Below are 13,653 nucleotides of genomic sequence, written 5' to 3'. Positions count from 1 at the left end.
GTCCTCTCCTCTACTCGGCCAGGAGACCCGCGCCGCGCAGCCGGGCGGCGAGGTCGGGGTGCGCTGCCAGGAAGCCCTCTCTGACCTCGGCCACCGCGGCGCGCCAGCGGGCCACCTCGGGTCCCGGGAGAACGGTGTACGTGGCGCCGTCGGCGGCCGCGTCCGCGACGACGCGCTCGTCGTCCTGCTGCATCCGCACCCAGGTGTCGGTGACCTCGCGCCCGGCGTCGACCACGGCCGCGCGTTCGGGCGCCGGCAGCGCGGCCAGCCAGGCGGCGTCCGCGACCACGCCGTAGGTGATCATCATCAGTCCGGGCGCCTGCACGGCGTGCGGTGCGTCGCCGCGCACCTCCGACGTCCATCCGCCCGGCGAGGTGAACACACCGTCGACCTCGTCGCGGCCCATGGCCTCCCGGATCCGCGGGATCGGGATCGCCACCGGCTCGGCGTCGAGACCCCGCATGACGCTCTCGTAGATGCCGCCGCCCGCGACCCGGATCCGGCGGCCCGCGAGGTCCTCGAGTCGCCGGACGTCCGCCTCCGGGAAGGCGAAGAGCTGGTCGGCGCCGCGCATGAGCCCGAGCAGCTCGACGCCGTGCGGGCGCACGAGGTCGGCGAGCGCCTCGGTGGCGGCGGTGCGGCGGGCTGGGTCGGCCATCGTGGCGTCGTCCAGGCCGAACGGGAGGTTCATGAAGCCTGCCCGCGGCTCCAGTGCCTCGAGGTGGGCCATGTTGACCGCGGCGATCTGGGCGGTGCCCGCGAGCACGGCGTCCAGGGACGCCCGGCCGGCCAGCACCTCGCCCTGTGGGTTGGTGCGGACCGCGAGGGCGCCGCCGGTGCGGTCGCCGATCCCCGCGGCGAACGCCTCGAGGTGCGGGATGCGCGGGTGGGTGCCGGGGATGTCGTGGACGAACGCCACGTCCACTGCCTGCGGGGGTACTGCCGGCGGGGGTTCGGCCGGCGCCGGCGCGGCGCACGCCGCGACCAGCAGGGCGACCGCTGCGCCGAGCACGTGCGCCGGCCTCACGACGAGCTCCGCAGCCGGGCCCGCTGCAGCTTGCCGACCTCGTTGCGGGGCAGCGCGTCGGTCCAGTCGACGACGCGCGGGCTGGCGTGCGGCCCGATCCGCCGGGCGACCGTCTCCCGCACCGCCTGCTCGACCTCGTCACGGGGTACCGCGGGATCGGCGGCCACGAGCACCGCCCGGACGACCGTGCCGCCGCGCGTGCCAGGGGCGGCGACGACGGCGACCTCGGCGACGGCCGGGTGCTCGCCGATGACGCGCTCCACCTCGACCGGGCCGACGTTGTAGCCGCGGGTGACGATGATGTCGCCCTCCCGGCCGAGGAACTGCCAGCGACCGTCGGGGCGCACCACGGCGCGGTCGTCGGTGACGAACAGGTCGTCCTGCCAGCGGGCCGTCCACGCCTCCGGCCGGTTCTCGTACCCGGCGGTGAGCGTGTAGCGGGGCCTGCGGATCGCGACGAGGCCGCTGGTGCCCTCCGGCACCGGCGCGCCGGACGCGTCGACGAGCGTGACGGCGAACCCGGGCAACGGGCCGCCGAGCGTGCCCGCCAGCGGCGCCGCGCCGTCGGCGAGGTCGCAGAGCACCATGCCGATCTCGCTGAGGCCGTACCCGTCGCGGATCGCGGGCGCGCCCGCGGCGGTCCAGCGCTGCGCCGTGTCGGCGTCGAGGGGCTCGCCCGCGGCCGCGGCGGCCCGCAGCTCGGCGGGCACACCCTGCTGCGCGAGCGGACCGAGCAGCCTGCGGTAGGCGCTCGGGGCGCCGGCGACGCAGGTGACGCGCTCCTCTCGCATCAGTCGCCACCACGCATCGGGGTCGAAGTCGCCGTCGTAGATCACCCGCGGCACGCCGAGCGCCATCGGTGCCGCTCCCGCGGAGTACAGCCCGTACGCCCAGCCCGGGTCCGCCGAGGTGAACAGCAGGTCGCGCCGGCCCACGCCGAGCCCGTAGCGGGCGAACGGCAGCACCGCGAGAAGCGCCGAGTGCGGCATCGCGCACGCCTTCGGCTCGCCGGTGGTGCCGCTGGTGAACAGCAGGGTGGCGAGATCGGACGCGGCCGTCTCGACCGCGGGGCCGTCCGCGGTGACGGCATCGAGCTCGGCCCAGAAGCTCCGCTCGGCGGATCGGCGACCGGGCGTCACCGTCAGGACCTCCGGCGCCGGGTCCAACGCCGCAAGGGCGTCGTCCAGCCCGGCGCGCCAACGGTGGTCGGCGACCACGAGGCGCGCCCCGGAGGAGCGCAGCCGCACGGCGAGGGCGTCGGTGCCGAAGCCGCAGAACAGGGGCACGTAGACCAGGCCGCTGCGCCATGCGGCGACCGCGGTGATCCAGCTCTCCGCCTGCCGGGAGAGCAGGCCCGCCACGCGGTCGCCGCGGCGCAGTCCGGCGCGGGCGAACACCGCGGCGGCACGGGCGGCTGCGCGGTCGAGCTCGCCGTAGGTCCAGCGCTCGGCCGAGCCGTCGGCGTGCCGGACGACGAGCGCGAGCCGGCCCGCCGCGCTCGCATACCGGCCGCACACCTCCTGCGCGGTGTTGAGCCCGGCGCCCGGGTCGCGGGACAGCCCGGCCTCCACCTGCTGCCAGACGCGATCGGCAACCGCGGTGCGGCCGTTCATCGCGCACCCGCCGGTGCGTACCGCAACCCGACCAGGGTGACGGCGCAGGCGACCACGATGTAGAGCGCGATCACCGACGAGCCGCCGAACGCGGTGAAGAGCGCGACCGCGACGAACGGGGCCGGCCCGCTCGTGATCATGCCGCCCACCTGGTAGGCGACGGACGCGCCTGTGTAGCGCAGCCGCGCCTCGAAGATCTCGGCGAGGAATCCCGCGATCGCGGCGTACGTGACGGCATGCCCGATCGTCACGACGAGGATCATTGCGGCGAGCACGGCCAACGGCTCGCCGGTGTCGAACAGCCAGAAGAACGGGAAGGCCGCCGCCGCCATGTAGGCGGCGCCGATCGTCAGCATCCGGCGGCGCCCGATCCGGTCGGCCAGCGTGGCCGCGAACGGCACCGTGGCGATGTCGAGCAGGCACGCCGCCAGCAGGCACAGCAGGATGACCTCGCGGGAGACGCCGACCGCGCTCGGCCCGTAGGACAGCACGAAGACCGACACCACGTAGAACGGGACGTTGGCCGCCGCCTGCGTGGCCATCCCGACGAGCAGCGGGCGCGGGGCGCTCCGCAGCGCCTCGCCGAGCGGGAACTTCGCCACCACCCCGGACTCCCGGACCTGCCGGAACGCGGGCGACTCGACGATCTGCATCCGCACGTAGAGCCCGACGAGCACCAGCACGACGCTGGCCAGGAACGGCACGCGCCAGCCCCACGACAGCAGCTGCTCCTCGGGGAGCTGCTGCACGGCGAGGAACGCCGCTGACGACAGCACGAGCCCGGCGGGCACCCCGGCCTGCGGGAAGCTGCCGTAGAACGCCCGGCGGCCCGGCGGCGCGTGCTCGACGGCCATCAGGACGGCGCCGCCCCACTCGCCACCCACGGCGAACCCCTGCACCAGCCGGGCCAGCACGAGCAGCAGCGGCGCCACCGCCCCCGCCTGCTCGTAGGTGGGCAGCAACCCGATCGCCACCGTGGACGAGCCCATCAGCACCAGGGACAGCACGAGCATCCGCTTGCGGCCGATCCGGTCCCCGAAGTGCCCGAACACGATGCCGCCGACCGGGCGGGCGGCGAACGCGACACCGAAGGTCGCGAGCGCGGCCAGCGTGCCCGCTGCCGGGCTCAGCGTGGGGAAGAACTGCTGGTTGAACACCAGCGTGGCCGCAGCGCCGAACAGGAAGAAGTCGTACCACTCGATGGCGGTGCCGATGAAGCTGGCCAGCGCCACGCGGCCGGGGTGGACCCCGGCGCGCTCGTCGGTCTGGATCGCCACGGATGCCTCCGGCGTCGTCGAGGAAGGTCTTGGCCAGAAAAGCACAGCGAGCATCGAATTCCAAGGTGTTTGGATCGATCGGTCCAAACTTTTTCGAGAAAGAAGATCGCTGGTGAGCCGGTGAGACGGACGACACTGGCCTTTGCTTGGACCGATCGGTACATTCCTTGAGCATGAGCCGATGCGATGAGCGGGCCGTCCTCGTCACGGGGGCCTCGCGCGGGATCGGCGCCGGCATCGCCAGGGAGCTGCTCCGCCGGGGGCGGCGGGTGGCGGGCGGGTACCGCACCGCCCCCGACCCGGCCTGGGCGGGGGAACCGGACCGGGTGCTCCCCGTCCGGTACGACCTGGCCGACGACGCGAGCGCCGCGGCAGCCGTCCGGGACGTGACCGATGCGTGGGGCCGGCTCGACGGGGTGATCTGCAACGCCGGGTGCTGGCGGGGCGGGCGCCTCACCGCGATGGACCCGGGGGAGTGGTGGCGCGTCGTCGAGGTCAACGTGCGGGGGAGCGCGGCGCTGGCGCGGGCGGCGCTGCCGGCGCTCGCGGCGTCGCGGCAGCCGAGCATCGTGCTCGTCTCGTCCGTCGTCGGGCTGATTGGGCACGCCGGCGACACCGCCTATGCCAGCGCGAAGGCGGCCCTCGTCGGGTTCGCCCGGTCGCTCGCCAAGGAGGTCGCCGCCGACGGCGTGCGGGTCAACGTCCTGGCGCCGGGGTTCGTCGACACCGACATGACGGCCGCGGTCCCGGTGCGCTCCCGGCAGGCCATCGCCGACGCCACGCTGCTCGGCCGCTTCGGCACGGTCGAGGAGATCGCGCGCGCCGCCACCTTCCTGTCCGAGGACGCCACCTTCTGCACCGGGACCGTGCTGACCGCCGACGGCGGCTGGTCCCTCTGACTCCGCCACGAGAGGAACACCCATGCCCACCGACGCGCAGCTGACCGACGACGAGTACCGCAAGCTCCGCGAGACGATCACGTCCGCGATCTGGGACGAGCTGGACCCGCTGGAACAGCGGATCGAGGACGAGGAGCGCATCCCCTACGACATCGTGCTCCCGGTGCTGCGCCGGTGCGGCGCGTTCGGGCTGCTCGTGCCGCGCCGGTTCGGCGGGAGCGGCCTGTCGATCGCGCGCTACCTGCCGATCATCGCGGAGTTCGCCAAGATCCAGGGCGGGATCCGGGTGCTCGTTCACGTGCACAACTCGTTCGCCCACGCCCTCTCCGAGATCGGCGACCCGGCTCAGCAGGCGGCGCTGCTGCCCGGCGCGGCCACCGGTGAGCGGTCGCTCGCGTTCGCACTCACCGAGCCCGACCACGGCTCCGGGGCGGACCTGGGCACAGTGGCGCGGCGCGACGGCGACGGCTACGTGCTCGACGGGCGCAAGTGGCTCATCACCAACTCCGACATCGCCTCCCACTTCATGGTGTTCGCCAAGACCGCGCCCGGGGCGGTCTCGGCGCTGCTCGTCGAGCGCGGGGCGCCCGGCCTCACCATCGAGCCGCTCCCGGAGACGATGGGCTGCAAGGGCGGCGAGCACGGCCTGCTGACCCTCGACGGCGTGCGCGTGGCGGCGCCCGCGCTCGTCGGACGTGAGGGGCAGGGGCAGGAGCACCTGGAGCGGGCCCTGGAGATCAGCCGCGTCTTCATCGCCGCGAGCTCGCTCGGCACCGCGGAGCGCTCGCTCGAGCTGTCGCTGCGGCACGCGCAGTCGCGGGTGACGTTCGGCAGGCCGATCGCCGAGCGCCAGGCCGTGCAGCGCTACCTGGCCGAGATGGCGATCGACGTCTACGCACTGCGCGGCATGCTCGCCGACGCGGCCGCCAAGTGGGACGCGGGCGGGCGCATTCCCGCCGAGTCCTCGATGGTGAAGCAGTTCGGGCTCGAGGCCGTCGGGCGCGTGACCGACCGGGCACTGCTCGTCCACGGCGGGATCGGCTACACGCGCCGCCACCCGGTGGAGCGGCTGTACCGCGACGCGCGGCTGAACTGGCTCGAGGAGGGCACGCCCACCATCCAGTACCTGGTCACCGCGCGCGAACTCGTCGCCGGGTACGCATTCGCCGACGCGTTCGACGGGGCGGCCTAACCTGGACGCGTGCGGGGCGGACCGGTCGGGAGCGGTGGATGGCGACGAGCACGTTCGACCTGAACCGTGAGCGGGTCGTGGCGGTGGCGGCCGAGCTCTTCGCCCGCCACGGCTACCACGGCACGGGGATCGCCGAGCTCGGTAAGGCCGTCGGCCTCGGCCGCGGCGCCCTCTACCACTACATCGAGAGCAAGGAAGCCCTGCTCTACGCGATCAGCCGCACGCAGGTCGACCGCATGAACGCCCACGCGGAACAGGCGCTGGCGAGCGCGCTGTCGCCGGAGGAACTGCTGCACGAGATGGCCCGCGGGCTGCTCCGCAACATCGCCGAGCACCGCGCCGAGTGGGCCGTGTTCTTCCGCGACTACTCGGCGCTGACGGGCGAGCGGCGCGACAAGGTGATCGCGGCACGCGAGCGTTACGAGGGGTACTGGCGCCAGGCACTGGACCGGGGCGTCGCGTCCGGCGCGCTGCGGCCGGCACCGCCGCTGCTGGTGAAGGGCATCCTCGGAATGCTCAACTACACCTACCTGTGGTTCGAACCCGACGGCGAGCTGTCACCTGAGGAGCTGGCCGACGAGTACGTCGACCTCCTCCTGCGCGGCATCCGCGTCTCGTCCTGACCGCAGGAGCGGGCGAGGGCCGGAGGCCCACACACGCGCGACCACCGCCGAACGCGCCGGCGGACCATGATCACGGATCCGGCAGTGGTACGAGGGCACCGCAGTAGGTGATCCAGCGGCCTGGCTGGGGCTCTGCGAGCCACGAGTCGACGGAGAACGGCCTGCCCCGCCCCTCGGCGGCCTGATTGAACCAGGTCAGCGCTTCGGCCAGTGCCACGAGGGCCGGTCCAGCATGTCCTGGCCCGCCAGGACGGTGGCACCGACTTCCTTCTCCAGCTCCAGCAGTGCCGCGGCGTCGTCGACGGATTCGAGGGCGCGCACGAGCGGCCGCGCGTGCGTGACGACGACGACCTGGGTGCGGGCGGCGGCGATGGAGATCAGCGCGGCGAGGGCGGGGAGCAGGTCGGGGTGCAGGCTCGTCTCCGGCTCGTTGAGCACCAGCAGCTCCGGCGGGCGCGGGGTCAGCAGCGCCGCCACCCACAGCAGGTAGCGCAGCGTGCCGTCGGACAGCTCGGCGGCCGACAGCGGGCGCAGCAGCCCGTGCTGGCGGAACCTCAGCTCGAACCGGCCGTCATCGCCGGACGCCACCTGCAGCCGCGAGCCCGGGAACGCGTTGTCGACGGCGGCGTGCAGACCGTCGGCGTCGCCGACCTCCTGGATCGTCTGCAGCGCGGCGGCGAGATCGGCGCCGTCGTGGTCGAGCACGGGGGTGCGGGTGCCCACCCGCGCCTGGCGGGCGGGGGCGTCGGCGTCGGTGCGGAAGTGGTCGTAGAACCGCCACGAGCGGATGCGCTCCCGCACGAGCAGCACCTCGGGGGAGATCCGCGGGTCGGCGAACGCGGTGAGCATGCTGTCGGTGAGGCCGATGCGCTGTGGCTGCCCACCCCACGCCCCGCTCTCCGCCCGCGTGCGAACCACGGGCCCGGCCCGGTCGGCGAGCAGCGTGGCCGGCTTCAGCACCGAGCCCCGCCAGACGCACTCCCGCTTGAACTCGGGATCGCGGTTGAAGGCCGTCTCCGTGGGGATCGGCATGCCCAGGTCGAGGGCGTAGCCGAACTCGTCGCCCGCGAAGCCGAGCCGCAGCCCGACGGGCTTGGTGCGCCGCGTGCCCTGGACCGGCGCCCTGCCCTCCCGGACCGCCCGGCCGACCGATTCCGGACCCGCCCACAGCGCCGACGGCAGCCCGCCCTCCCGCGCGAGCGCGGCGACCGCCCCGTTGCGTGCGGCGTCGGCCAGCAGGCGCAGCGCCCGGTAGAGGCTGGACTTCCCGCTCCCGTTCGCCCCGGTGACGACGGTGAGCCGGGACAGCGGCAGCACGAGATCGCGCAGCGAGCGGTAGTTCTCGACGGCGAGCGTGGTCAGCACCGGTCGGACGCTAACCGGCGGCACCGACAGCGGCGGGGCCCGCCGTCGCCTCGACGGCGGCCCGGACGAACGCTGCGGCGCGGCGGTCACGTTCCCCGGCCCTCCACGCGATCGACACGACGTACGGGGAGGCGTCCGGCACAGGGCGATACGCGACATCCGGCCGCGGGGTGAGCCGCGCGAGCGACTCCGGCACGGGATCGGCCGGGAGATCGCCCGGCGGCTGGCTGCTGGGGGGATGACCGTCTACGCGGGCGCGAGGGACGAGGAACAGGGCCGCACCTCGGCCCGGGAACTCGCGGGCGACGTGCGGTTCGTGCACGTCGACGTGACCCGTGAGGACGCGGTGCACGCCGCGGTGGACCGGATCCGCCAGGAGTCCGGCCGGCTCGATTTCTTTGATCAACGCGGGTGTCGCGACCGAATGGGGCGTCGATCCGGCCGACGTGCACGCGGAGCTGCTGCGCCGGGCGTACGAGGTGAACGTGTTCGGGGTTGTGACGGTTACGCGCGCGGCGATCCCGCTGCTGCGCCGCTCGGCGGCTGCCCGGGTCGTCAACACGGCCAGCCCGCTGGGCTCGCTCACGCTGATGACCGACCCGGCGAGCCCGGTGTCGCAGAGCAGCCTGCTCGCCTACAACTCCTCGAAGGCCGCGCTCAACGCGCTCACCGTGATGTACGCGAACGTGCTCCGGCCGGACGGGATCCTGGTGAACGCGGCGAACCCCGGTCTGGTGGCCACCGACCTCAACGGCTTCACCGCAGGCGCCACGACCGACGGCCTCACGGTCCGCACGCCCGAGCGCGGCGCCGAGGTGCCGGTGCGGCTCGCGCTGCTCGGCCCGGACGGGCCCACCGGCCGGTTCTTCGGCGATGACGAGTTCGCAGTTGCCGGGACCGTCCCGTGGTGAGGCCAGGTCCTGACAGACTCGACAGGTGGCCGTCACCGACGAGGCGATCCTCAAGATCAAGGCGATGATCCGGTCCGGCGAGCTGCGCCCGGGGGACCGGCTGCCGCCGGAGAAGGAGCTGTCCGAGGCGCTCGGGCTCTCCCGCAGCTCGCTGCGCGAGGCGGTGAAGGCCCTGGAAGTGATCCGCGTGCTGGACGTGCGGCGCGGTGACGGCACGTACGTCACCAGCCTGACGCCCGACATCCTGCTCGACGCGATGTCGTTCGTCGTCGACATCCACCAGGACTCGTCGGTGCTGGAGCTGTTCGAGGTGCGCCGGATCCTGGAACCGGCCGCGGCCACGCTCGCCGCCCCCCGGACCACCGCCGACGACATCGCGCACCTGAACGACCTGCTCGCCCAGGTGCACGGCACCACGTCGGTGGACGACCTGGTGGCCCACGACCAGGTGTTCCACCGCTACATCGCCGAGCTGGCCGGCAACGCCTACCTGACGAGCCTGCTCGAGACGCTCTCCAGCAGCACCATGCGCGCGCGGATCTGGCGAGGGCTCTCGGAGGAGGGCGCGGTGGAGCGCACGCTGACCGAGCACCGCGCCATCGTCGAGGCGCTGGCACGGGGCGACGCGACGCTCGCGGCGGCGCACGCGACGGTGCACATCAACGGCGTCGCGGAGTGGCTGCGCCAGGCGATGGGCTGAGGCCCCCCAAGTACAGGAAAGCCACATTCAGGGCCTTGCGGTTCCTGAATGTGGCTTTCCTGAACCGGCAGGCGGCCTACTGGTAGAGCAGCGGCTGGATCTGCGGGCTGTCGATGTTGCTCTTGTCGTACCAGTAGAAACCGGTGTCGATCACCTTCGGCAGCTGCTCGCCGCGGTGGGCCTTGGCCGCCGCGTCGACGAGCGCCTTGCCCATGCCGATCGGGTCCTGGGTGACCGCGCCGAGCATCTGCCCGTTCCGGATCGCCTCGATCTGGCCGGTGCCGGAGTCGAAGCCGATGACGGTGAGCCCGGTCTTGCCGCTCTCCGCGACCCCGCGCAGGACGCCGATCGCCGAGCCCTCGTTGGCGGCGTAGATGCCGCGCAGGTCCGGGTTGGCGGCGATGATCGCCTTGGTGATGTCGGCGGACTTGGCCTGGTCGCCGCCGCCGTACTGCGGGTCGAGGACCTGGATGCCCGGTGCGTTGGTGCGCATCCACTCAAGGAAGCCGTCGCGGCGGTCCTGCCCGGTGCGGCTGGTCTGGTCGTGCACGACCAGACCGACCTTGCCGGTGCCGCCGAGCGCCTCGGCCATGTGCTTCGCGGCCTCGGCCGCGGCGGCCTTGTTGTCGGTTGCCGCGGTGGTGAGCGGGATGTCGCTGTCGACCCCGGAGTCGAACGCGATCACCGGGATGTTGCTGCTCCGCGCCTGCTGCAGCAGCGGGGCCGCGGCACGCGAGTCGAGGGCGGCGAAGCCGAGCACGTCGGGCTGGCGGCCCAGCGCGTTGGTCAGCATCGTCACCTGGGCCTCGACCTCGGACTCGCTGGCCGGCCCCTCGAAGCTGATCCGCACGCCCTGCACGGCCGCTTCCTGCTCCGCGCCCTGCTTGACGGCCTGCCAGAACTGGTGCTGGAAACCCTTGGAGACGATGGCGATGTACGGCTGTTCGCCGCCCGCGCCCGCGTCGGACGAGCCGCCGCACGCCGCGGCCGTCAAGGCGAAGGCGGCCGCCGCGAAAGCCGCTCCGATCCGGTGGATCCGCATGTCGATCGAGCTCCCTTGGTCGAGCGTGGTGAAGAAAATCTAGCGGTCAGGCGGTGGTGCTCTTGCGTGCCCGGTCTGCGTACACGGCGAGCAGGATCACGCAGCCGAGGATGACGTTCTGCCATTCCTGCGGGATCGACATGATCTGCAACCCGTTGTTCAGCACCGAGATGATCAGGGCACCGATGACCGTACCGACAATCGAGCCCTTGCCCCCCGAGAGGGAGGTGCCTCCGATCACGACGGCCGCGATCGCCTGGAGCTCGTAGCCCATGCCGGTGGCGGGCTGGGCCGAACCGAGGCGGGCCGAGATCATCACGCCCGCGAGACCGGTGAACAGGCCGGCGAGCGTGTAGATGATGATCTTCCACCGGCGCACGTCGATGCCGGAGAGCGCGGTGGCCTCCTCGTTGCTGCCGATGGAGTAGGTGTAGCGCCCGAGCACCGTCTTGTTGAGCAGCACACCGGCGATCACCGCGGCCAGCGCCAGGATGATCACGGCGTTCGGGAAGTTGGCGCCGGGGATGATGCTGCCGATCGAGATGTCGATGTAGGCCGGGGTCTGGTCGAAGTAGATCGGCGTGCTGTTCGAGACGACCAGCGCCAGCCCCTGCGCCACCAGCATCATCGCCAGCGTCGCGATGAACGGCGGCAGCCCGAGCAGGGCCACGTTCAGGCCGTTGACCAGCCCGAGGAGCCCGCCGAAGAGGATCGCGCCGAGCACGCCGAGCGGAAGCGGGACCCCCGCGTTGACGATCAGCACCCCGGACATCACGGCGCACAGCGTCATGCCGGTGCCGATCGACAGGTCGATACCACCCGTGATGATCACGAAGGTGGTGCCGAGCGCGAGCGTGCCGATCACGACCGTCGAGAACAGGATGTTGGTGATGTTGCCGTAGTTGAAGAAGTTCGGGCTGACGATCGAGAAGAACACGAAGATCACGAGCAGGCTCGCGAATGCGAGGAACTGCTGCAGCCCGGCCCGCAGCGAGTGGCGCACCCCTGCGGGCGCTTCCTTGCGCTGCTCCTCCTCGGTCGCGGTGGGGGTTGTCAACTCACGGCCTCCGTCTCCGGACGCAGGGTGGCGAAGTGCATGACGCTCTCCTGGGTGGCTTCGGCTGCATCGAGCTGCCCGGTGACCCGGCCCTCGCTCATCACGACGACCCGGTGCGACATCCTCAGCACCTCCGGCAGCTCGGAGGAGATCATGATGATCGACTTGCCCTGGGCGGCGAGGTCGTTGAGCAACCGGTAGATCTCCTCCTTGGCGCCCACGTCGATCCCGCGGGTCGGCTCGTCGAAGATCAGGACGTCGCAGTCCTTGACCAGCCACTTCGCGATGACGACCTTCTGCTGGTTGCCACCGGAGAGGAACTTGGCGGTCTGCTCGATCGACGGGGTCCGGATGCGCAGCGAGTCGACGACCTCCCGCGAGCGGGCCCGCATCGTCTTGTCCTTGACGAACCCCCAGGACTGGAACCTCTCGCGGATCGAGCTGAGCCCGATGTTGGCGTTGACGTCCTGGTCGAGCAGCAGCCCGAGGTGCTTGCGGTCCTCGGACAGGTAGCCGATGCGGTGCCTGGCCGCCTCGGCCGGCGAGGTGATCCGCACCGGCTTCCCCCGCAGCTCGACCGTGCCCGACTCCACGGGGTCGGCGCCGACGAGCGCGCGGGCCACCTCGGTGCGCCCGGCGCCCATCAGCCCGGCGAAGCCGAGGATCTCGCCCTCGCGCAGGTCGAAGGAGACGTCCTTCAGCAGCTCCTTGGTGGTGAGCCCGCGCACCGAGAGCACGACGGGCCGGTCGTCCCGCACGCCTTCGGGCCCGAGGCCACCGAGGATCTCCCGGCCCACCATCCGCGAGATGACCTCGGGCATCGTCGTGGTGGCCGTATCGAGGGTGTCGATGTAGCGGCCGTCGCGGATCACGGTGATCCGGTCGCTGATCACCTTCAGCTCGTCCATCCGGTGCGAGATGTAGATGACGCCGGTGTCCGGGCGGCGGAAGCGCCGGATGAGGTCGTGCAGCACCCGCACCTCGGCGTCGTTCAGCGCTGCCGTGGGCTCGTCCATGATCAGGATGCGGGGCTCGTAGGACAGGGCCTTCGCGATCTCCACCATCTGCTGCTTCGCGACGGTCAGGTCGCCCACCCGCTGCCCTGGCTTCAACGGCATGTGCAGCCGGTCGAGCAGCTCGGCGGTCTTCGCCTCCAGGGCCCGCTCGCCGAGGAAGAAGCGCCCGGCCTTCGGCTCACGGCCGATGAAGATGTTCTGTGCGACCGTGAGGTCGGGCATCAGGTTGAACTCCTGGTGGATGATGCTGATGCCCTGCTCCAGCGCGTCGCGCGGGCCGCTCACCTGCAGCGGCTTCCCCTCGAGGAAGAACTCGCCCTCGTCCGCGGTGTAGATGCCCGACAGCAGCTTCATGAGCGTGGACTTGCCCGCGCCGTTCTCCCCGACGAGCGCGAGCACCTCGCCGCGGCGCAGCTCGATGTGCATGTCCTGCAGCGCCCGCACGCCCGGGAAGCTCTTCCCGACGCCCTTCGCCTGCAGCAGCAACGTCTCGGTCGTGGACGTCGCGGTCTTGGACGTCTCGGTCACGTCACGACCCCCTTCCGGAGGATCGCGTTGCCGTACACGCGGGTCTCGCCGGTGCGCACGATCAGGTACGCGGGCGCGGCGGCGTCGTAGAAGGCGAACCGGTCGAGGAAGCGCACCTCGCCCGTGCCTGCGGCGGTGATGAGCTCCTTCTGCACGGGGAGCTGCTCGCCGTCCGGCGTGGCCATGAGGTCGACGGCGGGCGCGTCGTCCAGCGGGACGACGGTGCGGATCGCCGCCATGAGATCCGGTGTCGCGACGCCAGGCAGATCCAGCACGCGAGAGCCCAGCCGGTGGGCCGGGAAGTGCGCGTCGGCGAGCACGACGGCGTCCGAATGGCCCATGGCGTCGAGGTGGGCGAGCAGCGGCCCGGTCAGGAGCGGGTGGATGCCGGAGAGCACGGCTC

At 72.4% G+C, this 13,653-nt stretch carries 13 protein-coding genes and 1 pseudogene; 6 read left to right on the top strand and 8 right to left on the bottom strand.

The features are described 5' to 3' along the window. Positions 1-10: 10 nt before the first annotated feature. From FHX44_RS17380 to FHX44_RS17370, 3 genes are read right to left on the bottom strand one after another with little or no spacing between them, the layout of a single operon-like run. A complete protein-coding gene (locus tag FHX44_RS17380; RefSeq protein WP_170308940.1) occupies positions 11-1,027 on the bottom strand; it encodes a TRAP transporter substrate-binding protein in 1,017 nt (338 codons plus the stop codon). After that, positions 1,024-2,640 carry an AMP-binding protein gene (locus FHX44_RS17375; RefSeq protein WP_147256747.1) on the bottom strand — a complete coding sequence of 539 codons (1,617 nt, stop codon included), beginning with the start codon at positions 2,638-2,640 and terminating at the stop codon, positions 1,024-1,026. Before FHX44_RS17375 ends, FHX44_RS17380 begins: the two co-directional genes overlap by 4 nt. Then, positions 2,637-3,917, bottom strand: coding sequence for an MFS transporter (locus FHX44_RS17370; RefSeq protein ID WP_212612524.1), 1,281 nt, complete (start codon positions 3,915-3,917; stop codon positions 2,637-2,639). Before FHX44_RS17370 ends, FHX44_RS17375 begins: the two co-directional genes overlap by 4 nt. Positions 3,918-4,090: 173 nt before the next feature. On the opposite strand from FHX44_RS17370, the gene FHX44_RS17365 reads away from it, so the two are divergent. From FHX44_RS17365 to FHX44_RS17355, 3 genes are read left to right on the top strand one after another with little or no spacing between them, the layout of a single operon-like run. Further along, on the top strand, positions 4,091-4,816 hold the full coding sequence (locus FHX44_RS17365; RefSeq protein WP_147256745.1) for an SDR family oxidoreductase: 726 nt from the start codon (positions 4,091-4,093) through the stop codon (positions 4,814-4,816). 22 nt (positions 4,817-4,838) lie between these two features. Further along, positions 4,839-6,008, top strand: coding sequence for an acyl-CoA dehydrogenase family protein (locus tag FHX44_RS17360; RefSeq protein WP_147256744.1), 1,170 nt, complete (start codon positions 4,839-4,841; stop codon positions 6,006-6,008). A gap of 38 nt (positions 6,009-6,046) precedes the next feature. Beyond that, a complete protein-coding gene (locus tag FHX44_RS17355; RefSeq protein WP_147256743.1) occupies positions 6,047-6,631 on the top strand; it encodes a TetR/AcrR family transcriptional regulator in 585 nt (194 codons plus the stop codon). 195 nt (positions 6,632-6,826) lie between these two features. On the opposite strand, the gene FHX44_RS17350 is transcribed toward FHX44_RS17355, so the two are convergent. Next, on the bottom strand, positions 6,827-7,996 hold the full coding sequence (locus FHX44_RS17350; protein WP_147256742.1) for an AAA family ATPase: 1,170 nt from the start codon (positions 7,994-7,996) through the stop codon (positions 6,827-6,829). Between the two features lie 238 nt (positions 7,997-8,234). On the opposite strand from FHX44_RS17350, the pseudogene FHX44_RS43870 reads away from it, so the two are divergent. The 3 genes and pseudogenes from FHX44_RS43870 to FHX44_RS17340 all read left to right on the top strand — a co-directional run. Continuing rightward, positions 8,235-8,336: pseudogene (locus FHX44_RS43870) on the top strand (hypothetical protein); the annotation flags it as partial. Positions 8,337-8,394: 58 nt separating this feature from the next. After that, the gene (locus tag FHX44_RS17345) at positions 8,395-8,907 is read left to right on the top strand and encodes an SDR family NAD(P)-dependent oxidoreductase (RefSeq protein ID WP_281287899.1); all 513 of its coding nucleotides are present in this window, start codon (positions 8,395-8,397) and stop codon (positions 8,905-8,907) included. Positions 8,908-8,932: 25 nt separating this feature from the next. Further along, positions 8,933-9,607 (top strand): FadR/GntR family transcriptional regulator, encoded by a 675-nt coding sequence (locus FHX44_RS17340; RefSeq protein WP_147256741.1) that lies wholly within the window; start codon positions 8,933-8,935, stop codon positions 9,605-9,607. Positions 9,608-9,683: 76 nt separating this feature from the next. Here FHX44_RS17340 and FHX44_RS17335 read toward each other — a convergent pair whose 3' ends face one another. Genes FHX44_RS17335 through FHX44_RS17320 form a run of 4 tightly spaced genes read right to left on the bottom strand, consistent with a single transcriptional unit; the run spans position 9,684 to position 13,648 of the window. Continuing rightward, a complete protein-coding gene (locus tag FHX44_RS17335) occupies positions 9,684-10,649 on the bottom strand; it encodes an ABC transporter substrate-binding protein (protein WP_147256740.1) in 966 nt (321 codons plus the stop codon). 46 nt (positions 10,650-10,695) lie between these two features. Further along, positions 10,696-11,706, bottom strand: coding sequence for an ABC transporter permease (locus FHX44_RS17330; RefSeq protein WP_147256739.1), 1,011 nt, complete (start codon positions 11,704-11,706; stop codon positions 10,696-10,698). Further along, positions 11,703-13,250 carry a sugar ABC transporter ATP-binding protein gene (locus tag FHX44_RS17325; RefSeq protein ID WP_246170449.1) on the bottom strand — a complete coding sequence of 516 codons (1,548 nt, stop codon included), beginning with the start codon at positions 13,248-13,250 and terminating at the stop codon, positions 11,703-11,705. The genes FHX44_RS17330 and FHX44_RS17325 overlap by 4 nt, the downstream gene beginning before the upstream one ends. Next, on the bottom strand, positions 13,247-13,648 hold the full coding sequence (locus tag FHX44_RS17320) for an RbsD/FucU family protein (RefSeq protein WP_147256738.1): 402 nt from the start codon (positions 13,646-13,648) through the stop codon (positions 13,247-13,249). Before FHX44_RS17320 ends, FHX44_RS17325 begins: the two co-directional genes overlap by 4 nt. Between the last annotated feature and the right edge of the window lie 5 nt (positions 13,649-13,653).

The sequence above is a fragment of the Pseudonocardia hierapolitana genome (assembly GCF_007994075.1).
Lineage (GTDB): Bacteria > Actinomycetota > Actinomycetes > Mycobacteriales > Pseudonocardiaceae > Pseudonocardia > Pseudonocardia hierapolitana.
This window is presented reverse-complemented; position numbering and strand designations above follow the sequence as displayed.